The 22,230-nt window shown below is 31.6% G+C and carries 25 protein-coding genes; 17 read left to right on the plus strand and 8 right to left on the minus strand.

The window, feature by feature from the left end; genetic code table 11:
• Positions 1-129: 129 nt before the first annotated feature.
• On the plus strand, positions 130-531 hold the full coding sequence (locus tag KO500_RS06200) for an acyl-CoA thioesterase (RefSeq protein ID WP_215955654.1): 402 nt from the start codon (positions 130-132) through the stop codon (positions 529-531).
• A gap of 4 nt (positions 532-535) precedes the next feature.
• On the opposite strand, the gene KO500_RS06205 is transcribed toward KO500_RS06200, so the two are convergent.
• The 4 genes from KO500_RS06205 to ribD are packed head-to-tail and all read right to left on the minus strand — an operon-like array spanning position 536 to position 3,658.
• Positions 536-1,147, minus strand: a complete 612-nt coding sequence (locus KO500_RS06205) for an IMPACT family protein (protein ID WP_215955655.1) — start codon at positions 1,145-1,147, stop codon at positions 536-538.
• Positions 1,147-2,010 carry a DMT family transporter gene (locus KO500_RS06210; RefSeq protein ID WP_215955656.1) on the minus strand — a complete coding sequence of 288 codons (864 nt, stop codon included), beginning with the start codon at positions 2,008-2,010 and terminating at the stop codon, positions 1,147-1,149. The genes KO500_RS06205 and KO500_RS06210 overlap by 1 nt, the downstream gene beginning before the upstream one ends.
• Positions 2,011-2,613 (minus strand): HAD family hydrolase, encoded by a 603-nt coding sequence (locus tag KO500_RS06215; protein WP_215955657.1) that lies wholly within the window; start codon positions 2,611-2,613, stop codon positions 2,011-2,013.
• Positions 2,606-3,658 carry a bifunctional diaminohydroxyphosphoribosylaminopyrimidine deaminase/5-amino-6-(5-phosphoribosylamino)uracil reductase RibD gene (gene ribD / locus KO500_RS06220; RefSeq protein ID WP_215955658.1) on the minus strand — a complete coding sequence of 351 codons (1,053 nt, stop codon included), beginning with the start codon at positions 3,656-3,658 and terminating at the stop codon, positions 2,606-2,608. Before ribD ends, KO500_RS06215 begins: the two co-directional genes overlap by 8 nt.
• Positions 3,659-3,701: 43 nt before the next feature.
• Between ribD and KO500_RS06225 the strand changes: the two genes are divergently transcribed.
• The 5 genes from KO500_RS06225 to KO500_RS06245 all read left to right on the plus strand — a co-directional run bounded on the left by KO500_RS06225 (position 3,702) and on the right by KO500_RS06245 (position 9,543).
• On the plus strand, positions 3,702-4,190 hold the full coding sequence (locus tag KO500_RS06225; RefSeq protein ID WP_215955659.1) for a GNAT family N-acetyltransferase: 489 nt from the start codon (positions 3,702-3,704) through the stop codon (positions 4,188-4,190).
• Positions 4,191-4,197: 7 nt separating this feature from the next.
• Positions 4,198-5,049: a peptide chain release factor N(5)-glutamine methyltransferase gene (gene prmC / locus KO500_RS06230; RefSeq protein ID WP_215955660.1), complete on the plus strand. Its 852-nt coding sequence runs from the start codon at positions 4,198-4,200 to the stop codon at positions 5,047-5,049.
• A gap of 19 nt (positions 5,050-5,068) precedes the next feature.
• On the plus strand, positions 5,069-7,069 hold the full coding sequence (gene ligA / locus KO500_RS06235; protein WP_215955661.1) for an NAD-dependent DNA ligase LigA: 2,001 nt from the start codon (positions 5,069-5,071) through the stop codon (positions 7,067-7,069).
• 140 nt (positions 7,070-7,209) lie between these two features.
• Positions 7,210-8,217, plus strand: coding sequence for a sugar kinase (locus KO500_RS06240; protein ID WP_215955662.1), 1,008 nt, complete (start codon positions 7,210-7,212; stop codon positions 8,215-8,217).
• 87 nt (positions 8,218-8,304) lie between these two features.
• Positions 8,305-9,543 carry a cation:proton antiporter gene (locus KO500_RS06245; RefSeq protein ID WP_215955663.1) on the plus strand — a complete coding sequence of 413 codons (1,239 nt, stop codon included), beginning with the start codon at positions 8,305-8,307 and terminating at the stop codon, positions 9,541-9,543.
• A gap of 105 nt (positions 9,544-9,648) precedes the next feature.
• Here the strand turns inward: KO500_RS06245 and KO500_RS06250 are convergent, their stop codons facing one another.
• The 4 genes from KO500_RS06250 to KO500_RS06265 form a co-directional block, all read right to left on the minus strand.
• The gene (locus KO500_RS06250; protein WP_215955664.1) at positions 9,649-9,840 is read right to left on the minus strand and encodes a cold-shock protein; all 192 of its coding nucleotides are present in this window, start codon (positions 9,838-9,840) and stop codon (positions 9,649-9,651) included.
• An 87-nt stretch (positions 9,841-9,927) separates the two neighbouring features.
• Positions 9,928-10,377: a GNAT family N-acetyltransferase gene (locus KO500_RS06255; protein ID WP_215955665.1), complete on the minus strand. Its 450-nt coding sequence runs from the start codon at positions 10,375-10,377 to the stop codon at positions 9,928-9,930.
• Between the two features lie 6 nt (positions 10,378-10,383).
• A complete protein-coding gene (locus KO500_RS06260; RefSeq protein ID WP_215955666.1) occupies positions 10,384-11,292 on the minus strand; it encodes a bifunctional metallophosphatase/5'-nucleotidase in 909 nt (302 codons plus the stop codon).
• 3 nt (positions 11,293-11,295) lie between these two features.
• Positions 11,296-12,060 (minus strand): 5'-nucleotidase C-terminal domain-containing protein, encoded by a 765-nt coding sequence (locus KO500_RS06265; protein ID WP_215955667.1) that lies wholly within the window; start codon positions 12,058-12,060, stop codon positions 11,296-11,298.
• 66 nt (positions 12,061-12,126) lie between these two features.
• Here KO500_RS06265 and KO500_RS06270 point away from each other — a divergent pair, with 66 nt between their 5' ends.
• From KO500_RS06270 to coaE, 11 genes are all read left to right on the plus strand, one after another.
• On the plus strand, positions 12,127-12,663 hold the full coding sequence (locus KO500_RS06270) for a DUF6913 domain-containing protein (RefSeq protein WP_215955668.1): 537 nt from the start codon (positions 12,127-12,129) through the stop codon (positions 12,661-12,663).
• A 9-nt stretch (positions 12,664-12,672) separates the two neighbouring features.
• Positions 12,673-13,563 (plus strand): 4-hydroxy-tetrahydrodipicolinate synthase, encoded by an 891-nt coding sequence (dapA, locus tag KO500_RS06275; RefSeq protein ID WP_215955669.1) that lies wholly within the window; start codon positions 12,673-12,675, stop codon positions 13,561-13,563.
• 129 nt (positions 13,564-13,692) lie between these two features.
• Positions 13,693-14,517, plus strand: a complete 825-nt coding sequence (locus KO500_RS06280; RefSeq protein ID WP_215955670.1) for an outer membrane protein assembly factor BamD — start codon at positions 13,693-13,695, stop codon at positions 14,515-14,517.
• 12 nt (positions 14,518-14,529) lie between these two features.
• On the plus strand, positions 14,530-14,862 hold the full coding sequence (locus tag KO500_RS06285) for a DNA-directed RNA polymerase subunit omega (RefSeq protein ID WP_215955671.1): 333 nt from the start codon (positions 14,530-14,532) through the stop codon (positions 14,860-14,862).
• A gap of 3 nt (positions 14,863-14,865) precedes the next feature.
• Complete coding sequence (gene coaBC, locus KO500_RS06290) at positions 14,866-16,071, plus strand: bifunctional phosphopantothenoylcysteine decarboxylase/phosphopantothenate--cysteine ligase CoaBC (RefSeq protein ID WP_215955672.1); 1,206 nt, start codon at positions 14,866-14,868, stop codon at positions 16,069-16,071.
• Entirely contained in the window at positions 16,064-16,957 is an 894-nt protein-coding gene (locus tag KO500_RS06295) for a DUF4835 family protein (protein ID WP_215955673.1), read from the plus strand. The genes coaBC and KO500_RS06295 overlap by 8 nt, the downstream gene beginning before the upstream one ends.
• Before the next feature lie 51 nt (positions 16,958-17,008).
• The gene (recN, locus tag KO500_RS06300; protein WP_215955674.1) at positions 17,009-18,661 is read left to right on the plus strand and encodes a DNA repair protein RecN; all 1,653 of its coding nucleotides are present in this window, start codon (positions 17,009-17,011) and stop codon (positions 18,659-18,661) included.
• A gap of 107 nt (positions 18,662-18,768) precedes the next feature.
• A complete protein-coding gene (locus KO500_RS06305) occupies positions 18,769-19,581 on the plus strand; it encodes an enoyl-ACP reductase FabI (protein ID WP_215955675.1) in 813 nt (270 codons plus the stop codon).
• A gap of 68 nt (positions 19,582-19,649) precedes the next feature.
• Positions 19,650-20,654: a glycosyltransferase gene (locus tag KO500_RS06310; protein ID WP_215955676.1), complete on the plus strand. Its 1,005-nt coding sequence runs from the start codon at positions 19,650-19,652 to the stop codon at positions 20,652-20,654.
• 3 nt (positions 20,655-20,657) lie between these two features.
• Positions 20,658-21,626, plus strand: a complete 969-nt coding sequence (locus KO500_RS06315) for a hypothetical protein (RefSeq protein ID WP_215955677.1) — start codon at positions 20,658-20,660, stop codon at positions 21,624-21,626.
• A complete protein-coding gene (gene coaE, locus KO500_RS06320) occupies positions 21,623-22,216 on the plus strand; it encodes a dephospho-CoA kinase (protein WP_215955678.1) in 594 nt (197 codons plus the stop codon). The genes KO500_RS06315 and coaE overlap by 4 nt, the downstream gene beginning before the upstream one ends.
• The last annotated feature ends 14 nt before the right edge of the window (positions 22,217-22,230 follow it).

The following is a 22,230-nucleotide window of genomic DNA, read 5'->3' on the forward strand; positions in this document are numbered from 1 at the left end:
CTTGGCAAATATGTGAACAAAAAAACTAAAAAAAAAATCCGTTGGTATTGAATTTTCAGTTTTTTTTTACCATATGACTTTTAAAAAAAAGTAAAGCTTTTAAATATATAATTTTTACACATATAAATCATGAATTTTAACAAAATTTCTTTTAGGGTTCGTTACGGTGAAACAGATCAAATGGGAGTCGTATATCACGGCAACTACGCGCAATACCTAGAGATGGGAAGGATAGAGTGGCTTCGAAACAAAGGAATTTCTTACAAAAAACTTGAGGAAAATGGTACGATATTACCCGTTATTTCTTTAAGTGTGAAGTTTAAGAAATCTGCTTTGTATGATGACATGATTACAGTGGAAACAATATTAAAAAAAACACCTACCGTTAAGATTGAGTTTGACTATGTGATATACAATGAAAAAGGAGATGTTTTGGCAACTGCCAATACTGTTTTGGCTTTTGTTGATGTAAGAAAAAACCGCCCTATAAAATGTCCGCCAGAAGTTTTGGAAGTATTAATTAAAGATTAATCTTTTAGAGTTTTTTAATTTTTATTGTGTGAATTTCTGAAAAGATATTGAATATTTTTTCTTTATCATTTTTGCGAACAGAAATTACAATTGTGCAATCTAATTCCATTTTTTGAGAAACAATAGATAACTGCTCTTGTTTTATAATGCGCATAATTTTATCCATATCTGCATACTCAAAAAACACTTCAAATTGTACTTGAATAATTTTTTCAATAATGTTTGAGTTTTCTAAAGCTAATTGTGCGCCTGTTTTATAAGCACTTATTAAGCCACCGACACCAAGTTTTGTACCGCCAAATATTCGGGCTACAGCAACTAATATATTGGTGACTTCAAATGATTGTATTTGACCATAAATAGGCAATCCGGCAGAATTATTTGGTTCGCCATCATCATTAGCTCTATAGTTTAATTGTTCTGTGCCTAATTGCCATGCATAGCATACATGTCCGGCAGTGTGGTGCTTTTTTCTTAATTGTTCTATAATTGGTTTTACTTCTTCTTCTGATTGTATGGGAAATGCATATCCGAAAAATTTACTCTTTTTTTCTTTAAAAAGAATTTCTTCAGATGGTTTTGAGAGTGTTTTATAGGTATCTGATGGTTTTTCCATTAAAACAAAGCTACTAATATGATACTAATTACTGCTAATCCGATACCTATCCAGTTTTTTATAATCAACTTTTCTTTGAATAAAAGAATGCCTAATAATGTTGTGAATAAAACTACAGCTACATTGTTAATTGTAAAAATTGAAGAGCTATCTAAAAAACTATTTTGTAATGCTTTCAGTAGAAAATATAAAGTAATGTAATTGAAAACGCCTAGTATGATACCGCCAACTAAATTTTTGTAATTTTTCTTTAAAGGTATTTTGTAAGATCTTATTAGAATGAATAGTAACCCTAAAACACCTGCAGATAAAAAAACTACACTACAAAAAAGTGGAAATTCATTTTCAGGGACATGGTTTTTTTGTAAATACTTTAAACTTGCATCAATACTCCCAGAACCTAAAAACAATAATAGTGGCAATAAAAATGAATTATTTATTGCTGGCGATTTTTTATCTTTTAGTGATGAAAAATATACAGCACTCAAAGCTAATAGTATTCCAATTATTTTTAATAAACTTAAGTTCTCATTGTAAATACTTACACCTACTATAACCGGGATTACTAATGACATTTTTGAAGCCACAGATGCTACCGATACTCCAATTTTTTGAGATGTTAGTGCGGTAACGTAAAAAACAGTAATAAACAAAAAACCTAAACAAACAGTAGGCGTAAACCACAGTTTATTTGGTAAATCGGTTAAAATTATAGTTTCTTTATAGAAAAATAATGAAAAAATACTTGCTACAAAATAGTTGGTAATTATAGCATATAGCGTTTGTATTTTGTAGTTGTTGAATAGTTTAAATATTACAAAAAGAGAACTAGAAAATAAGATGCATAATATTAAATAAAGCATTTATAATTTAGATTTCATCTGAGTAATATCTTCTTCGCCAACCAATAAATTCCAGCTTTTTATGCCTAATTCGGTTGAAGAATCTGTGTTTTCTTTAGTGTCGTCAACAAAAAAGGTTTCTTCAGGTTTTAGATTGTTTTCAGCTAAAACAAATTCATAAATATTAGTATTAGGCTTTCTTAGGTTGATTTCATGTGATAAATAAAACTTTTCAAAACAAGCTTTAAATCTTTCAAACCTATCAGAGCCAATAGAAGTGGTAGCAAAATCAATGTGAATTTCGTTGGTGTTACTTAACAAGAAAAGACGGTATTCTTTTTCTTTGGCTAATTGCTCTATAAATTCAAGTCTTTCTTCAGGAAGATCTAAAAGTATACTATTCCAGGCTTCTTTAATTTCTTCAGGACTCGCATCAGGAAAAATTTGATTCAATTTTACGATAAAATCATTTGATGTCATCAAACCCATTTCATAAGTTTTAAAAATTTCATCTAATTCTGGTGTAATTTTAGTGTAACCAACTTTAGCAAGTGCAGTAAATACAGCAGGTTTATCTAAATTGATGAAAATATCTCCAAAATCAAAAATAATATTCTTAATCATTATAGTATATTTTTAAAATGTCTGTATCTATGTTTTTGGTTTCTTTAAGTTCACCAGTTATCAGAGGTGCTTTTGTGCCTTTTTTGAAAGTTGAAACTCCTGTAAAAACACGAGCTTCATCCCACAAATTTTCATCAATAAAAGTTTGTAGTGTTTGCAAGCCACCTTCAATAATTACACTTTGTATGTTTTGTTTATGAAGAGCTTCGCAAATTTGAGAAGCTATGTTTTTGCTAAAATCTATTAGAATGTAATCATTACCATTATCATGTTTTAAAATATCAGGTATTTCAGTAAAAATTATTGTTTTAATACTTTTATCACGTACATGATGACTCGTATCGATTTTTAAAGTTCTATCCAAAATAATCCTTGTTGGGTTTTTTCCAGTCCAGTTTCGAACATCTAATTTGGGGTTGTCTTCTAAAACAGTATTTGTGCCTACTAAAATTGCTTGTTCTTCAGCTCTCCATTGGTGAACAAGTTGCTTTGAATATGAATTTGTAATCCAGAATGGTTGTTTCTCTCTAGCTCTCAACGATTTATCAGGTGCAATGAAACCATTTGCTGTTGCAGCCCATTTTAAAATAATATATGGTCTATTTTTCTCTTGAAATGTTAAAAAACGTTTGTGGTGAGTTCTGCATTCTTTTTCTAAAACGCCAACAGTTACATTACAACCAGCATCTTTTAATCTTTTAATACCTTGTCCAGCAACTTTTTCATGAGGATCTAAAAGCCCGATAACCACATTTTTAATTTTATGTTTTATAATTAAATCGGCACAAGGTGGTGTTTTTCCGTAATGTGAACATGGTTCAAGTGTTACATAAATTGTAGCATTAACAAGTAAACTTTTGTCTGCTACAGAATTAATGGCATTTACTTCCGCATGTGGGCCACCGTATTCACTTGTGTACCCTTCTCCAATAATTTTGTTTTCAAGAACAATAACAGCACCAACCATTGGGTTGGGAGCGGTATCTCCTAAACCACTTTGAGCAATTTCTATGCAACGTAAAATGTAAAATTCATGTATCTTCACGGCACAAAAATAGGATAATAAATAGATTTGACTTAAGGAATACATGGGAAGTATTATAATTCGAGAGATTAAGCAAAAAGATAATGCTAGTGTCGCAAAAGTTGTGCGAAAAGTATTGGTTGATTTAGGTGTGCCTAAGGTAGGTTCTGCTTATGAAGATAAATCTTTAGATCAAATGTTTGAGAATTATAATGTGCCAAATGCTGCCTATTTTGTTGTTGAAGAAAATGAGCGAATCATAGGCTGTTGTGGTTTGGCTAAATTAGACAATTACGAAGGTAATGTTTGTGAGCTTCAAAAAATGTATTTTTTAGAGGAGGTTAGAGGTAAGGGCATAGGGTCTAAAATGATTAATAAGTGTATTGTAAAAGCTAAAGATTGTGGTTTTGATAAAATGTATTTAGAAACCTTACCATATATGGAAGCGGCGCAAAAACTGTATAAGAAAAATGGTTTCGAGTATTTAGATGCTCCTTTAGGTGGTACTGGTCATCATGCATGTACAGTTTGGATGTTAAAAGATTTAAAGTAGATTAAATATGCTTTTACAAGAAATAAAAAACATATTTCATAAAGAGCTTGATGTTATTTACCAAAAAGAAGAAGTAAATAGCTTCTTTTATTTGTTAATAGAACATCATTTAGGTTTGCAACGTTTTGTTTTGGTTATGGAGCCAAATTTAGTAGTTAAAAAAACTGAAGAATCGCCTTTGTTTGAAGCGTTAAGCAAACTGAAACTCGACATTCCGATTCAGTATATTATAGGAACTACCGAATTTATGGATTTGGAGTTTATTGTTAATGAAAATGTATTAATTCCGAGACCAGAAACAGAAGAATTAGTGCGTTGGATTTTAGATGATATTAAAAATCATAATTCTAAATTAAAAATATTAGATGTTGGTACTGGTAGTGGTTGCATTCCTATTTCGCTAGCAAAGCATTTGCCAAACGCTGAAGTATTTACCATAGATGTTTCTAGTGCTGCAATAGCTGTTGCAAAGCAAAATGCTAAATCAAATAAGGTTTCAATTGCATTTATTCATGATAGTATTTTAGAGATTGAATCTCTAGGGCAAAAATTTGATATAATTGTTTCAAACCCACCATATGTGCGTGAACTAGAGAAGCTAGCAATGAGTGAGAATGTTTTAGAACACGAACCAGAATTAGCGTTGTTTGTTTCCGATGATAATCCACTTGTGTTTTATAAAAAGATAACAGAATTTGCTTCTCAGAATTTAACTAAAAATGGTAAATTGTATTTTGAAATAAACCAGTATTTAGGCAAAGAGACCTCTAATTTATTAGAAAAAGATAATTTTTCAGCTATTGAGTTACGACAAGATATGTTTGGTAATGATCGAATGCTGAAAGGAATAAAAAATTAAAATAACCCATCTTTAAAAAATGGATAGTAAAGAAAAAATAGAAGCTTTAAGAACTGCTCTTCGTGAGCATAATTACAATTATTATGTTTTAGATACTCCAACGATATCCGATTATGATTTTGATATGCAATTAAAAGAATTGCAAGATCTTGAAGCAAAATATCCTGAGTTTTATGATGCCACTTCACCAAGTTTGCGTGTGGGTGGTATGGTTACTAAAAACTTTGAAACGGTAGCTCATGATAGCCGTATGTATTCATTGGATAATAGCTATTCAAAAGAAGATTTAGAAGATTGGGAAAAGCGTATTCAACGTAATTTAGGTGATGTTCCTGTTGAATTTACTTGTGAACTTAAATACGATGGGGCGTCAATAAGTATTACCTACGAAAACGGACAATTAGTGCGTGCATTGACTCGTGGAGATGGTTTTCAAGGTGATGATGTGACAAATAATATAAAAACTATTAAATCAATTCCATTGCAACTAAAAGGTGATTACCCTGCAAAGTTTGATATTAGGGGAGAGATTGTTTTACCTTTTGAAGGTTTTGCAAAAATGAATGCAGAACGTGTTGAAAATGGCGAAGAGCCATATATGAACCCACGTAATACGGCTTCAGGAAGTTTAAAATTACAAGATAGTTCGCTAGTTGCACAACGACCTTTAGAATGCTTGTTATATGGAATTGTTGGAGAAAATACAGGGGTGGAATCTCAATTTCAAATGCTAGAAAAAGCAAGAGCGTGGGGGTTTAAAGTCCCAACTGTTGCTAAATTATGCAAGTCTACTGATGAAGTTATGAACTTTGTAGAGCATTGGGATATTCATAGACACGAACTACCTTATGAAACTGATGGTGTAGTTATTAAAGTAAATAATTTACAGCATCAAGAAGAATTAGGATATACCTCAAAATCGCCACGTTGGGCAATGGCGTATAAGTTTAAAGCAGAACAAGTTTCTACGTATTTAAATGAGATTACATATCAAGTAGGGCGTACAGGAGCAATTACTCCTGTTGCAAATTTAAAGCCTGTTTTATTGGCAGGAACAACAGTGAAAAGAGCATCATTACACAATGCAGATCAAATTGCTAAGTTTGATATTCGTGAAGGTGATACTGTTTTTGTAGAAAAAGGAGGTGAAATTATTCCTAAAATTGTTGGTGTAGATTTCACAAAACGACCAGATGATTCAGAGCCTACAAAATATATAGACCATTGCCCAGAATGTGACGCGTCATTAGAGCGTACTGAAGGTGACGCAAAACATTATTGTCCAAATTTTTATGGTTGTCCGCCTCAAATTACGGGTAGAGTTCAGCATTATATCTCTCGTAAAGCAATGGATATTGAAGGTTTGGGCGGTGAAACTGTAGAGCTTTTGTATAAAGAACAGTTAATTAAAAATTATGCTGATTTGTACATTTTAACTAAAGAGCAAGTAATGCCATTGGAGCGTATGGCTGAAAAGTCTGCTGAGAATTTGGTAAATGGCGTAAAAGCATCTATCCAAATCCCTTTTGAACGTGTGCTTTTTGCATTGGGTATCCGGTTTGTGGGTGAAACAGTAGCTAAAAAGTTGGCTAAAGCGTATAAAAATATTGATGCTTTAAAAATTGCGACTGTTGAAGAACTTGTAAAAGTTGATGAGATAGGAGAGCGGATTGCTAATAGTGTTGTTGAATTTTTTCAGAATGAAGTTAATCAAAAAATTATTGAACGGTTAAAAAGCTATGGTGTGCAATTTGAACTTTCTGCTGAAAAGTTAGAAAATCAAACAGAAGAATTGAAAGGCCAGACTTTTGTGGTTTCAGGTGTGTTTGAAAAAGTAAGTAGAAATGAACTTAAAAAATTAATAGAAGATAATGGAGCTAAAGTAGGGTCTTCAGTTTCATCAAAAACTACTTTTTTGGTAGCAGGTGATAAAATGGGGCCAAGTAAACGAGCTAAAGCAGAGAATTTAGGTGTTGCTATTATTACAGAAGATGAGTTTTTAGCAATGATAAATTCATAAAAATATATTGCGGTTTTTTTTGTTAAAACTTAAATAATTGTGTGCTGAATAGTCATAATATAATCTAATTGTTAATTTAATATACTTTCTGTAAATAAAGTGTTTATCTTCTTAAATTTACAGTACATAAAACACTAAATATGAGTCAAGTTGTCACTTTCGGAGAAGTATTAATGCGATTATCACCAAGAGGGAATAAAAAATTTATTCAAGCGAATACTTTAGAGTTTTATTTTGGAGGAACAGAGATAAACGTTGGAATTTCTGTTGCCAATTTTGGAGGAAAAGTAAAGCATATTACATGTATTTCTGATGATTTTATTGGTGACACGGCAATATCATATTTAAATAAATTTGCAGTCGATACATCTTCAGTTGTACGTTCAAACAGGCCTTTAGGAGTATATTTTCTTGAAGTTGGAGCAGTTATGCGCCCAAGTTCAATATCATATAATAGATCTCACTCTTCTTTTTCTGAAATAAAAGCTTCGATGGTTGACTGGGAAGAATCTTTGAAAGATTCAACTCTTTTCCATTGGACAGGAATAACGCCAGCACTTTGTGAAGGTGGTTTTGAAACTTTGCGTGAAGGCTTAATTTTAGCACGAAAAAAAGGAATATCAGTCACCGCTGATCCGACTTACAGAAGTGGACTTTGGAAATATGGAAAAGAAGCAAAACCTGTTTTAACGGAATTACTAGAATACTCAACCATATTTATTGGTGGTATTAATGAGATTAATGAAGTTTTAGATACTAGTTTTGGGTATTCTAATGAAGATTTTGTTGAGGCTAGCAAGCAGTTAATAGAACGTTTTCCATCAATTGAAAAAGTATTTGATAAAATTAGAACTTCTGTAAATTCTTCCTGGCATAAAATTAGGGCTAGAATGTGGAATGGAAATGATTTTAGAGAAACACAAGATTTAGATATTACACATGTTGTTGATAGAATAGGCACTGGTGATGCTTTTGCCGGTGGTTTAATTTATGGTTTGCAAGAGAAATTTGATGATTATAAAGCAATGGAATTTGCAAGTGCGGCATGTGCTTTAAAACATACTTATGAAGGTGATGTCAACTTCGCTAATGTAAGAGAGGTTATGGCTATTTTAGAGGGTAATGTAACGGGAAGGCTAAATAGATAGTTTCTGAGAGTAAATTTTTATTCTTTTTATTATTAATCCTTATTGTTTTGTTGCATTTTTGAAAAACCAATAAAACAAACTATAACTATGGATTACTTTGTAATTACTGCTATTTTAGTATTTCTATCAGCCATGTTTGGCTATATTAATGTTCGCTTTTTAAAATTACCGAATACAATTGGTTTGATGTTAATCACCATCGTTTTTACGTTAGCTATATTCGGGCTAAGTTATTTTGATGATACACTTTTAAATGCAGAAAAATATATTATAACTCAAATAGACTTTAAAGCAGTTTTGCTTGATGTTATGTTGAGTTTTTTGCTTTTTGCAGGTGCACTACATACTAATTTTGAGCAATTAAAAATTCAGCGAGGTCCTATTTTACTTTTTTCTACATTAGGTGTATTGGTTTCTACATTTCTAGTAGGAACAGTTGTTTTCTACCTATTGAAAATTTTCAGTTTTGATGTTGATTATGTCTATTGTATACTATTTGGAGCATTGATTTCACCAACTGATCCAATTGCTGTTCTTGGTATATTAAAGAAAGCAGGAGTGCCTAAAAAGTTAGAGACTAAAATTGTAGGTGAATCACTTTTTAATGATGGAGTAGGTGTAGTAGTCTTTTTAACAATATATGAATTTGCAAGTCCTTCTACTGAAAGTATGACGGCTCTAGATGTTGTTGAGTTATTTGGTGTTGAAGTTATAGGTGGTATTTTGTTAGGTTTATTCTTAGGATGGGGGACTTATAGATTAATGAGGTCTATTGATGATTATGATATTGAAGTAATCATAACATTGGCAACTGTAATGGTAGGTACTGTAGTCGCTCAAAAGTTACACTTATCAGCACCTTTAGCAATGGTAACAGCAGGTTTATTTGTTGGTAATGATACGTTGCGTGATACTGCTATGTCTGAAATAACAGAAACCTACGTTGATAAGTTCTGGGAATTAATTGATATTCTATTAAACACATTATTATTTGTATTAATAGGGATGGAGATGTTAGTCTTAACCTTTAATGTAGATTATATTTTAGCCGGTCTAATTTCAATACCAGTAATATTACTATGCCGTTACATATCATTGATATTACCTATAAAGATTTTTGAGAAAAAACTAGACTTTGTACCTAAAACTAATTTAATTATGACTTGGGGAGGTTTGCGAGGTGGTATTTCAATTGCCTTAGCTTTAGGTCTCTCGGAAGAGATGAATAGAGATTTGTTTTTAGTAATAACTTATATAGTTGTTGTATTCTCTATTGTGGTTCAGGGTTTAACCGTTGGTAAGTTGGTAAAAAAAGTTGCGGAATAATTCAGTAACCTGAAAACTAATTAATTAGAAGTAAAAAGTTAGAACAATAAAAAAGTCCCGTTCAAATAATGAACGGGACTTTTTAGCCATTGAAAGTATTATATATTAAAGTACTTTTACGTTTACCGCATTTAAACCTTTTCTACCTTCTTCTAAATCAAATTCAACTACATCACCTTCGCGAATTTCGTCGATTAATCCAGAAATGTGAACAAAATGATCTTTATCCACACCTTCTTCAGTGATAAAACCAAAACCTTTAGTGTCATTGAAGAATTTTACTGTTCCTTTACTCATGTTAAAAAATTAATTATTAATAAAATATAGTACAAATATGAGTCAATTATTTAAACTAACAATAGGCAAGGATTAATTATTTGCTTTTTATATGCTTTTTTTAAAGCAAATACTGTTTTTTACGCCAATATACTGCCCGTAATTGTCTGTAATTGAATATTTATTCTTTTTGTAAAGAGCAATTGCATCTGGTTGACGAATGCCCGTCTCAAGAATTGCAGTGGTGTATTTTAAGCTAGAACCCCATTTTTCTAATTCTTGTAATATTTTAGAGCCAATACCTTTGCCTTGGTGTTCAGGTTTTACATACATGCGTTTTACTTCAACCGTTTTCCTATCAAAGGGTTTTATAACTCCGCAACCAATAGCTATCTCATTTTCATAATAAACAATTACATGGTTTAAGCCTTCAATGCCATTAAATTGATGGTAAAAGTCGTGTTCATCGCCATCGGTTTCACTCAAATTAGCGTCTAATGCTTTAACGAGTGCAACAAAATCTTCGTTTTTATATGTGGTTCTTTTTATTGAATGCATTATTTTTTAAATAGTAATACTAATTCCGTTAGCAGCAACATTTTTTTCGGAATCAAAATGAAAATCAATTCTACCTAAATTAACGCCAAAACAGCCAACTTGATTCACTAAAATATTTGTCTGGTTTTTATTTTCAACTACAGTAGGTTTGTCAAGAAAAGTATGTGTGTGACCACCAATAATTAAATTAGTAAACATAGTTTGCTTTGCTAATTTTAAATCATCAATTTTCTTTGAATCATATTTATAACCTAAATGTGAAAGGCAGATAATAAGGTCACATTTTTCATCTTCTTTAAGTATGCGTTCAGTGTCTTGTGCCATTTCAATAGGGTCTAAATACTTAGTTTCTTTATAAAGCTGTTTTGTAACCAGGCCGTCTAACTCAATTCCTACACCGTAAACGCCAATTTTTAATCCATCAACGTTATATGTTTGATAAGGTTTTGTGTGGCCATCCATTATAGTGTTTGAAAAATCATAATTAGAGCTAATAAACTCAAAATTAGCATACGGCAATTGTGAAACCAGGCCTTCAATCCCGTTGTCAAAATCATGATTACCAATTGTGGCGGCATCATAATTAAGCATGCTCATTAGTTTGAACTCTAATTCACCTCCATAAAAATTAAAGTAAGGTGTGCCTTGAAAAATATCACCAGCATCAAACAATAAGGTGTTTGGGTTTTCTTTTCTGATACTGTCAACTAGAGATGCTCTTCGGGCGACACCACCTAAGTTTGGGAATTTTGAATGACTCTCAGGAAATGTATCTATATGGCTATGAACGTCATTAGTATGTAGAATAGTGATTTTTTTATCACTTTTAAGTGTACAGGAGTTTAGCGATAAACCACCTAAACCTACAAAAGCAGAAGTTGCTGTTGTGTTTGATATAAACTTTCTTCTATTCATAATCTAATCTTCAAGTTTTATAAATCTATCATCAATTACAGGTGCTATAGTATCCTTTTTTGTAAAATAATCAATCATGACATTTCTAATCAAATAATTAGTGTCCGTGGTTGAAATATTATTTTTAAAGAAGTCCATATGGTCGCCACCTTTTAAAAGGTAGTCTGATGTTGCTATGTAATAAGTCTTGTTTTCATCAAAAGGTTTGCCCTGAATATTTACTTCTTGTACACTATCATTTTTGTCAACAATAATTTGCAAGCCGGCAAAAGGTTGAGGCTTTTTTGATGCTATTAAGTAATTAACCATTTCTCTAATGGCTTTTCCTTTCATGCCAACCACAATAACGCTATTGTCAAAAGGCATAATTTCATAGGCAGTACGAGCAGAAACATTTCCTTTGGATATAACACTGCGAATGCCACCGTGATTTAATAAAGCAATATCTAAGTTGTTGTTTGTTCGTGATTTAAATACTGGTGCGATAAGCTCTAAAACGGCATCTGCCATTAAATTACCGGCATTAGTATTAAACTTTCCAGCCTTATTAATGTCAGTTGGTGCAAATGCAAGTGTGCTGTCAAGTACTTCGTTAATGCGCTTACGGTAAGGTGTAATAAAATTAGAAATGCTATCAACTTTGGGTATGGTATCAGAGATTGGTATTTCTTTTCCTGTAATTTCTGTTAAGGTTTGTTTTTCTTGTTTGCAAGAGCTGAAAAGTAATAATGTTATAATTATAACAAATTGTTTAATTTTTAAAATCATTTTAGTCTTTATCTTCGTGTAATAATTGCGATGAATATTTCTACATTTGTATAAATGTAAAAATAAATGTTTTTAAAACCTTTACAGCAAAAATTAAAATTTAAATCTGGAGAAAAAGCCATAAAACAATTACTAGAAAACCCTTTAAAAGGTTCAAGAACTAGTAAAGGTATTGGAAGTATTGGCTGTATTGTAGATTTAGACAAGTTTAGTGATACGAATTTATTTTACGAATTTGTTTCGGAATTTTCACTTCGACCAAATTCGGTTAAGATTATCGGGTATAAGAAATTATATGATAAAAATTCGCCATATGCTACTCCTGTTTTTTCAGATAATGATTTAGGTTGGAAAGGAGCAATTGAAAATGGGTATGCTTTAGAGTTTTTTAGTAGAGATTATGATTTGTTGATTAATTATTATGATGATGAGCAACTTCTATTAAAGTTAATGACCTTAAAAACTAAAGCAAGATTAAGAGTTGGTTTTGGAGAAATTGATAATAAATTAAATGATTTAATTATAAATACTCCAATTGCTGATTTTTCAGTGTTTAAAAAAGAATTAAAAAAATACCTTAAAATACTTAGGGAGATAGAATAAAGAATGAAGATGGATAATTTACGCGGCACAGGAGTAGCTCTAATAACTCCTTTTAATGAAGATTTTTCGGTTGATGTAGCTGGTTTGCAACGTGTCGTTGAGCATAGTATAAGTGGTGGAGTTGATTATTTAGTAGTTTTAGGAACTACAGCAGAAACTGCAACACTTACCGCAGATGAGAAAGAATTGGTAATACAAACAATTGTAAAAACCAATGCAGGTAGATTACCCCTTGTTTTAGGAGTAGGAGGAAACAATACAATGCAAGTTGTTGCTGATTTAAATACTATAGATTTATCAGAATTTGTAGCGATACTCTCTGTTTCTCCTTATTATAACAAGCCTACGCAAGAAGGTATTTATCAGCATTTTAAAGCAATTTCTAATGCATCGCCAAAACCAATCATTATATACAATGTACCTGGTAGAACAGGAAGTAATATTGCTGCAGCTACCACTTTACGTTTAGCCCACGATTTTGAAAATATTGTAGCGATAAAAGAAGCTTGTGGTGATATGAACCAAATTGGTGAGATACTTAAAGGAAAACCATCAGACTTTTTAGTGATTTCTGGTGATGATATTACGGCACTTCCTACAGTTTTAGCTGGTGGCGCTGGTGTAATATCAGTTATTGGTCAAGGTTTACCAGGAGAATTTTCTAAATTAATCAACTTAGGAATGAAAAATGAAGTAGGTGAAGCTTATGAAATTCAACATAGGTTAGAGGAAGGTATTAATCTTATTTTTGAAGAAGGAAACCCATCAGGTATCAAATGTATTTTCGAAACTTTAGAACTATCAAAAGCTTACGTTCGTTTGCCTTTAGTAGAGGCAACTCCAAATTTGAAGTCTAAAATAAGCCAATTCGTAAATTCATTATCTAAAGTTTCTGCTTAGTTTATTAAATATTCTTTTGTAATTTAACGTTAAAAGTTAGCTAAAAACATTTGTAAAAGCATACGAACTAGTTATTTTAGCTTTGTAAAAATGTTTTTTAAATCCAAATAGAATCCCTAATTTTGCAGAATGTTTAGAAAAATGCGACCTTTTTTTAGTCTTATTGTTTTAGCAGTAACTTTTAGCTCATGTTCAGAGTACCAAAAAGTACTTAAAAGTGAAGATGTTAAAGCTAAATATGATATGGCTGAAGCCTTTTATGATGAAGGAGATTATAAAAGATCAAATAGATTATTACAGCAAATTGCACCAAAGTATATTGGTAAACCACAAGGTGAGCGTGTAATGTTTTTCTTGTCTGATTCTTATTATCAGATTGAAGATTATAACACAGCAGGATATCAATTTGAGCGTTTTATAAAATCATACCCTAAGAGTGATAAAGCACAAGAAGCTGCTTTTTTAGGTGCTAAAAGTTATTATGAGCTTTCACCAAATTATTCGCTAGATCAAACAGATACAGATAAAGCTTTAGTAAAACTACAAACGTTTATTAATGGGTACCCTGAATCTGAATACATGGCAGAAGCAAATGTGATGGCAGAAAAGCTATCTCAGAAAAAAGAGCGTAAAGCTTTAGAGATAGCAAAACAGTTTACAAAGCTTGGTGAATTTTATACTTTAGATTATTCTATATCTGCAGCGTCAGCGTTAGATAACTTTGTTTTAGACTTTCCTGGATCAATTTATAAAGAAGAGGCACTATTTTACAAGGTTAAAGCGTTAACAAATTTAGCTATGAATAGTACTGAACAAAGAAAGAAAGAACGTTTGAACGATGCTAAGACAGCTTACAACGCGTTAAAGAAGAGTTTTCCACAAACACAATTTGAAAAAGAAGCAAATGTTTTGATGGAGAAAGTTGATAAAGAATTACAAAATTATTCCAAATAAACAAATTTCATTATGAATATGAACGATTTAAAAAATTCAAAAGCACCTGTTTCTACAGTGACAATAAACAAAAATCAGTTTGATGCACCAACAGGAAACATATATGAAGCTATCTCTATTGCTTCAAAAAGAGCCGTTCAGATTAACTCTGAAATCAAAAAAGAGTTATTAGAGAAATTAGAAGAGTTTGCTACTTATAGCGATAGTTTAGAAGAAGTTTTTGAAAATAAAGAACAAATTGAGGTTTCTAAATTTTACGAAAAACTACCAAAACCACATGCATTAGCAGTTGATGAGTGGTTGGCAGATAAAATATACCATAGAAATACAGCGAAAGATCTATAATAAATGTTGAGCGGAAAGAATATCTTATTAGGTATTACCGGGGGTATTGCTGCTTATAAAACAACATTTTTAGTTCGCTTACTTATTAAAGCTGGTGCTAATGTTAAAGTTATTTTAACAGATAGTGCCAGCTCTTTTGTTTCTCCGCTTACTTTAGCTACACTTTCTAAAAACCCAGTACATTCTTCATTCGTCAATGAAGAAGATAATTCTATTTCATGGAATAACCATGTAGAATTAGGGTTATGGGCAGATTTTATGCTTATTGCACCTGCAACAGCAAATACCATGTCTAAAATGGCAAATGGTAACTGTGATAACTTGTTGCTAGCTTCTTATTTATCGGCAAAATGTCCTGTGTTTTTTGCTCCTGCGATGGATTTAGACATGTATAAACATCCTTCTACATTGGAGGTTTTAGGAAAATTACAGTCATTTGGCAATATTATGATTCCTGCCACTTCGGGGGAATTAGCTAGTGGTTTGCATGGTGAAGGTCGTATGGCTGAACCAGAAGATATGGTAACCTTTATTAAAGAGTATTTAGAGTTAGGTTTGCCGTTAAAAGGGGAAAAAGTATTAATTACTGCTGGGCCAACCTATGAGCCAATTGATCCTGTCCGTTTTATAGGTAATCATTCATCAGGCTTAATGGGGTTTGAACTAGCTAAGGTAGCTGCAAATTTAGGAGCTGAAGTAATTTTAATATCAGGGCCTTCTAATTTGACGGTTGATCATGATTTGATTACTTTAATACGAGTAGTTACTGCTTCGGAAATGTATGAAGAGGTTCATAATTATTACGACGGAGTGACCATTGCAATTGCAGCAGCAGCGGTTGCTGATTATAGACCTAAGACTGTTGCTGAACAAAAAATTAAAAAAAATACGCCTGATTTTACTATCGACTTAATAAAAAATAAAGATATTTTATTGTCAATGGGTGAGCAGAAAAAAGACCAGTTCATAATTGGCTTTGCTTTAGAGACTGAGAATGAAGTTGAAAACGCAAAAGGTAAGCTGAAAAAGAAGAATTTAGATGCTATTGTGTTAAACTCTCTAAACGATACAGGAGCAGGTTTTGGAAAGAAAACCAATAAAATTTCATTTATAGATAAGAATTCATCAATAAAAACGTTTGAATTAAAAACCAAGACAGAGGTTGCCTTGGATATTATGAATGAAATAATAAAAAGAATACATGCGTAAATGTTTCTTATTACTACTTATTATAGCGTTTCCACTATTTGTTGGTGCTCAAGAAGTAAATGCTGTTATTACCATAAATACTGATCAAGTTAATCAAACAAATCAGCAAATATTTAAAACTTTAGAGACCTCATTGACCGATTTAGTAAATAAAACTAAATGGACCAATAGAACATATAAAGAAGTTGAAAAACTTAATGCAAGAATGTTCATAACGGTAACGGCTTATCAAAATAATAGTTTTACAGCAACCATTCAATTGCAATCTTCACGACCGGTATTTAATACGTCATACGATAGTCCTGTTTTTAATTACAAGGATAATGAGTTTAATTTTGAATATACCGAGTTTCAGCCTTTATTATTTAACCCCAATGTGTATCAAAGTAACTTAGTGAGTGTTGTTGCTTATTATGTATACGTGATGTTAGGCATTGATGCAGATACGTTTGAATTAAACGGTGGTACAGATTTTTATAAGCAAGCGCAAACTGTGGTTACACAAGCACAAGGTGGTAGCAGTTCTTCTGGTTGGAACCAAGATACGAGTGAACGTACACGTTTTGAGTTAATTGATAATTTGCAGTCAAATACTTTCAAAGAATATAGAGTTGCAATGTATAACTACCATAGAAAAGGTTTAGATGTACTTGCAGATAATAATAGTACTGGTAAACAGGTAATCTCAGGTACAATGCGACTTATTGAAACATTGATTAAGAGAAGACCAAATGCTTTTTTAATTCAAACTTTTTTTGACGCTAAATCTGAAGAAATCAAAAATGTTTTTTCAGATGGACCAAAAGTTGATGTTGTTCAATTAAAAGAGACTTTAAATAGAATAGCTCCTTTATATTCTAGTACCTGGAAAGAGATTGAATATTAAATTTCTTATTTAAGAATATAATTTATCTTTGCAATCTAAATATCTTTAGAGTTGCTGAATACACTTTCGATACAGAATTACGCATTAATAGATGAACTAAATGTTTCATTTGACAACGGTTTTACAATCATTACTGGAGAAACTGGTGCTGGTAAATCTATTTTGTTAGGTGGTCTTGGTTTAATTTTAGGTAAAAGAGCCGATTTAAGCTCGCTTAGAGATGAGACCAAGAAATGTATTATTGAAGCCACTTTTCAAATTGAAAAATACGGATTAAAAGATTTTTTTGAAGAAAATGATCTTGATTATGAAGAGAAAACTATTATTAGAAGAGAGATTCTGCCAAGCGGAAAGTCTAGGGCTTTTGTTAATGATTCCCCAGTAATTCTTGGTGTATTATCCGCTTTGGGCGATAAATTAATAGATATACATTCGCAACACCAAACATTACAACTAGCTGATAATGATTTTCAATTAAAAGTAATTGATGCGTTAGCAGGTAATGAAAATCTCTTGGTGGATTTTGGGTCAGAATTGCGTGTGTATAACAAAATACAAAAAGAGCTCAAAATTTTATTAGAGTTTCAGCAAAACGCAACTAAAGAGCTTGATTATAACAGTCATTTATTAAAAGAACTAGAAACAGCTACATTAAAAGAAGGTGTTGTTGAAGAATTAGAGGAACAATACGAGCAATTAAATAATGTAGAGATAATAGTAGAGCAATTAGGTAAAGGACATCAGTTGTTGAATGATGAACAAGTTGGTGTAGTTAATTTAATGACAGAGTTAAAACTTGCGTCAAGTAAGTTAGCTAGTTATGGTAGTCAATTTGCAAGCTTAAATGAACGTATAATATCTGTTTTTATTGAAATAGATGATATTTCAGGTGAGTTAGAAATACTTCAAGATAATACGGAAGCAAATCCGCATTTATTAGAAGAAGTAAATACAAAACTTCAATTGCTGTATAATCTTTTCAAAAAACATGGAACATCAACAATTACAGAGTTAGTTGCATTAAAGGAAGAATTGACAGAAAAAGTAAGTGCTGCTGAAAATGTAGATGCTTCAATACTTAAAAAAGAAAAAGAATTAGCTAGCCAAGAAACTAAGCTGAATAAATTAGCAAAAATAATTAGTGGAAAAAGAGTAAAGGTGATTCCTTCATTACAAAAACAACTAACGGAGACTTTAACGCAATTGGGTATGCCAAGTGCAACTTTTAAAATTGAAATACAATCATCAGCTACTTTTAATGCAAAGGGTAAAGATGAGTTGATTTTTCTATTTGCAGCAAATAAAGGTTCAAATTATGGTGATTTAAAAAAAGTTGCTTCAGGTGGGGAGCTTTCAAGAATAATGCTAACAATAAAATCTATTTTAGCTAAATACGAACAATTGCCAACAATGATGTTTGATGAAATTGATACAGGTGTATCTGGTGAAATATCAAATAAAATGGGTGATATAATGCAAGCCATGAGTAAAACAATGCAGGTATTTTCAATTACTCATTTACCACAAGTGGCTTCAAAAGGGGTTAATCATTTTAAAGTATATAAACAAGAGGAAGGTAATGTGACGCATACTAGAATGAAGAAACTCGAAATGGAAGCGCGTATTACAGAATTAGCAGAAATGTTAGGCGGTAAAAATATTACGGATTCGGCCTTAGCACATGCTAAAGAATTGTTAGGTTAACGATTTAAAAAAGCGAATAAATTAGCTAAAAGTTATCAAGCAAATAAACTAACAATTCAAATTTTAATATATTTGAATTTATAAAAAAGAATACTAAAAAATAAAAAATGTCATACAACCTATTAAAAGGAAAAAGAGGAATAATTTTTGGAGCATTAGATGAAAATTCAATTGCATGGAAAACTGCAGAAAAGGTTCATGAAGAAGGTGGTACTTTTGTTTTAACAAATGCACCAATAGCTATGAGAATGGGGCAAATAGATGCTTTAGCAGCTAAAACTGGTTCTCAAATTATTCCTGCTGATGCTACTAACGAAGAAGACTTGGCTAATTTAGTAGAAAAAGCGACTGAAATTCTTGGGGGTAAATTAGATTTTGTATTGCATTCAATAGGAATGTCAGTAAATGTTAGAAAAGGTAGAAAATATACTGATGAGAAGTATGACTTCACAGCAAAAGGTTGGGATGTTTCTGCATTATCTTTTCATAAAGTAATGCAGTCATTGTACAAAGCTGATGCTATGAATGAGTGGGGCAGTGTTGTTGCTTTAACGTATATGGCAGCGCAACGTACATTTCCTGATTACAATGATATGGCAGATAATAAAGCGTATTTAGAGTCTGTAGCACGTAGTTTTGGATACTTTTTTGGAAAAGAGAAAAACGTTCGTGTGAATACTATCTCTCAATCTCCAACGCCAACAACAGCTGGTCAAGGTGTAAAAGGTTTTGATGGTTTTATTAGCTATGCAGAAAAAATGTCTCCATTGGGTAATGCAACTGCTCAAGACTGTGCAGATTATACGATTACATTATTTTCTGATCTAACTAAAAAAGTTACAATGCAGAACTTATTCCATGATGGAGGTTTTTCTAACACAGGTGTAAGTCAAGAAGTTATTGACTACTTCACAAAATAATAGTTACATATATTAATCAAAAGCCATTCGAATAGTCGAATGGCTTTTATGTTTATAGCAATGCTAAAATGAATTTAAGCTTTTCTTTTATTGTACCTGTTTATAACAGACCTAATGAAATTAAGGAGTTGTTAGACAGTTTGTTAGAGCAAACATATACAAGCCCTTATGAGATAGTTATTGTAGAAGATGGATCTACTATAAGTTCAGAAGATATTATTGAGGCGTATAAAAATAAATTACAAATTTCGTACTTAAAAAAACCAAATAGTGGCCCTGGAGATTCTAGAAACTACGGAATGAAAAGAGCCAGAGGTAATTATTTTATTGTGCTTGACTCCGATTGTATTTTGCCACCACAATACTTAGTTGAAGCGGAAAAATCTTTAAAAAACAAGTATGTAGATTGTTATGGTGGGCCAGATGCAGCACATGAGAGTTTTACTGTCGTTCAAAAAGCGATTAACTATGCGATGACTTCTTTTTTTACCACAGGTGGTATTAGAGGAGGTAAAACATCAGTTGGTAGGTTTCAACCACGTAGTTTTAATATGGGGATTTCAAAAGTAGCTTTTGAAGCCACTGGTGGTTATGGTAATATTCATCCAGGTGAAGACCCTGATTTAACTATTAGAATATGGAATAAAGGTTTTACAACACGTTTAATTCCTGAAGCTTTTGTGTATCATAAAAGAAGAATAGATTGGAGTAAATTCTACATTCAAGTAAATAAATTTGGTATGGTTAGGCCAATTTTAAATAAGTGGCATCCAGAAACTAAAAAGCTTACATATTGGTTTCCGACTATATTTTGTTTAGGGTTAGTTTTTTCTCTTATAATGGCAACTGTCGGCTTAATATTTCCTTTATATTTATATGGCTTGTATTTTTGTTTACTATTTGTAGATTCACTAATAAAAAATAAAAATTTAGCAATAGCATTACTTTCTCTAGCAGCAGTTTGCATTCAATTTGTAGGCTATGGCTATGGATTTGTAAAATCTACATTATTATTAAGATCAAGCAATAAAAAAGCAGAAGAATTATTGCCTAAATTATTTTTTAAAAATTAATACATGCTAATTAATAAAGTCAAAAACGCATTACAAAAGAGGAAAGTTAAAATATTTTTGGTTTTTTTCCTATGCTCTAGTTTGGCTTGGTTTGTTAGTAAATTATCAGAAAGCTATACTGGTAGGGCTGTTTTTGATTTAGAATATAAAAATGTACCTGATTCTCTTTTATTTGTTGGAGCATCAAAACAAAATATTGAAGTTAAGTTAAGTGCTAGTGGTTTTGCATTTCTAGGTTTTAGTTTTAATAATAAAGCAATTCTTATTGATGTGTCTAAAATTGAAGAAAATGACGGACAATATCTTGTCACTAAAAATATATACCAGCAACAAATAGAAAACCAGTTACCACAATCAATGGAGTTGCTTAGCATGTATGACGCTGAGCCTATTAGCTTAGAGCTGTATGTTTTAGATAGCAAAGTAATACCGGTAAAATCAAAGCTAAAGGTGGGTTTAGGTCAGAATTTTATGCTAGATTCTGTTGTTGAAATAGCACCTGATAGTATTATTGTAAGAGGGCCAAAAAAAGAACTCTCTAAAATAAAAAGCGTTGCAACAGAAGAAAGAGAGTTAAAGGGTGTTACGGCGGATTTTTCAGAAGACTTAAATTTAGTTTTTCTTGAAGACTTTAAAAATATCAGTTACTCAAATAAGATTGTAAATGTACACGCAAAGGTAGTACGCTTTTCAGAAAAAGTAATGACTGTTCCGGTACGGGTGCTAAACTTACCAAATGATTACGAGATTAAAATTTTTCCAACAACTGTAGATGTTCTTTGCAAAGCTAAGATAGACGATTTAAAAGTATTAAGTCTTTCAGAATTTGAACTTGTTGCAGATTATAATTCACGCAATGAAGAAGCAGGTAAAACAACAATTCCTGTAGTGTTAAAAACAGCACCAGAATCACTTTTCGTATCTAGGCTAATGGAAGAAGAAGTAACCTATGTTTTAAAAAGAAAGGAATGATAGTAGGTTTGACTGGTGGTATAGGAAGTGGAAAATCTACCGTTGCAAAAATGTTTGCAGCTTTAAATGTTCCTGTGTATAATTCAGATAGAGAGGCAAAATATTTAATGGTGAATTCAAAACCATTACGTAAAGAGATTCAAGCACTGTTGGGTAAAGAAGCTTACATTAAAAAGAAATTAAACCGAAAATATATTGCTTCAAAAGTATTTGCAAACCCAGAATTATTAGCAAAATTAAATGCAATTGTACATCCGGCTGTTAGAGAACATTTTTTAGCTTGGGTTTTAAAACAAAATACCCCATATGTATTACAGGAAACAGCTGTAATTTTTGAAAATATGTCTCAAGATAATTATGATGCAATTGTACTTGTTACAGCACCTGAATTTACTAGAATAGAAAGGGTCATTTCACGTGATGAAATGACCGAAGAGAAGGTTAGAGAACGTATTAATAACCAAATGTCTGATAGTGAAACTACTAAGCTTTCAGATTATGTTATAGTTAACTTAGATTTAAAGGAAACTAGTGAAAAAGTAAAAGAGATTCACAAACAACTTCTTAAAAAAGCATTCTTAATAGACTAATTTTAACATTTTTG

The organism is Cellulophaga baltica (genome assembly GCF_018861125.1).
GTDB lineage: Bacteria > Bacteroidota > Bacteroidia > Flavobacteriales > Flavobacteriaceae > Cellulophaga > Cellulophaga baltica_A.

Bases quoted from the DNA above. Each gene is read 5' to 3' on its own strand.
- KO500_RS06210 (WP_215955656.1), bottom strand. From the start codon at position 2,010: ATGCTTTATTTAATATTATGCATCTTATTTTCTAGTTCTCTTTTTGTA.
- KO500_RS06285 (WP_215955671.1), top strand. From the start codon at position 14,530: ATGAATATGAACGATTTAAAAAATTCAAAAGCACCTGTTTCTACAGTG.
- KO500_RS06315 (WP_215955677.1), top strand. From the start codon at position 20,658: ATGCTAATTAATAAAGTCAAAAACGCATTACAAAAGAGGAAAGTTAAA.
- KO500_RS06225 (WP_215955659.1), top strand. From the start codon at position 3,702: ATGGGAAGTATTATAATTCGAGAGATTAAGCAAAAAGATAATGCTAGT.
- KO500_RS06280 (WP_215955670.1), top strand. From the start codon at position 13,693: ATGTTTAGAAAAATGCGACCTTTTTTTAGTCTTATTGTTTTAGCAGTA.
- KO500_RS06305 (WP_215955675.1), top strand. From the start codon at position 18,769: ATGTCATACAACCTATTAAAAGGAAAAAGAGGAATAATTTTTGGAGCA.
- ligA (WP_215955661.1), top strand. From the start codon at position 5,069: ATGGATAGTAAAGAAAAAATAGAAGCTTTAAGAACTGCTCTTCGTGAG.
- coaE (WP_215955678.1), top strand. From the start codon at position 21,623: ATGATAGTAGGTTTGACTGGTGGTATAGGAAGTGGAAAATCTACCGTT.
- coaBC (WP_215955672.1), top strand. From the start codon at position 14,866: ATGTTGAGCGGAAAGAATATCTTATTAGGTATTACCGGGGGTATTGCT.
- KO500_RS06245 (WP_215955663.1), top strand. From the start codon at position 8,305: ATGGATTACTTTGTAATTACTGCTATTTTAGTATTTCTATCAGCCATG.
- KO500_RS06205 (WP_215955655.1), bottom strand. From the start codon at position 1,147: ATGGAAAAACCATCAGATACCTATAAAACACTCTCAAAACCATCTGAA.
- KO500_RS06270 (WP_215955668.1), top strand. From the start codon at position 12,127: ATGTTTTTAAAACCTTTACAGCAAAAATTAAAATTTAAATCTGGAGAA.
- KO500_RS06255 (WP_215955665.1), bottom strand. From the start codon at position 10,377: ATGCATTCAATAAAAAGAACCACATATAAAAACGAAGATTTTGTTGCA.
- KO500_RS06215 (WP_215955657.1), bottom strand. From the start codon at position 2,613: ATGATTAAGAATATTATTTTTGATTTTGGAGATATTTTCATCAATTTA.
- KO500_RS06260 (WP_215955666.1), bottom strand. From the start codon at position 11,292: ATGAATAGAAGAAAGTTTATATCAAACACAACAGCAACTTCTGCTTTT.
- KO500_RS06250 (WP_215955664.1), bottom strand. From the start codon at position 9,840: ATGAGTAAAGGAACAGTAAAATTCTTCAATGACACTAAAGGTTTTGGT.
- KO500_RS06200 (WP_215955654.1), top strand. From the start codon at position 130: ATGAATTTTAACAAAATTTCTTTTAGGGTTCGTTACGGTGAAACAGAT.
- KO500_RS06240 (WP_215955662.1), top strand. From the start codon at position 7,210: ATGAGTCAAGTTGTCACTTTCGGAGAAGTATTAATGCGATTATCACCA.
- dapA (WP_215955669.1), top strand. From the start codon at position 12,673: ATGGATAATTTACGCGGCACAGGAGTAGCTCTAATAACTCCTTTTAAT.
- KO500_RS06295 (WP_215955673.1), top strand. From the start codon at position 16,064: ATGCGTAAATGTTTCTTATTACTACTTATTATAGCGTTTCCACTATTT.
- prmC (WP_215955660.1), top strand. From the start codon at position 4,198: ATGCTTTTACAAGAAATAAAAAACATATTTCATAAAGAGCTTGATGTT.
- KO500_RS06265 (WP_215955667.1), bottom strand. From the start codon at position 12,060: ATGATTTTAAAAATTAAACAATTTGTTATAATTATAACATTATTACTT.
- KO500_RS06310 (WP_215955676.1), top strand. From the start codon at position 19,650: ATGAATTTAAGCTTTTCTTTTATTGTACCTGTTTATAACAGACCTAAT.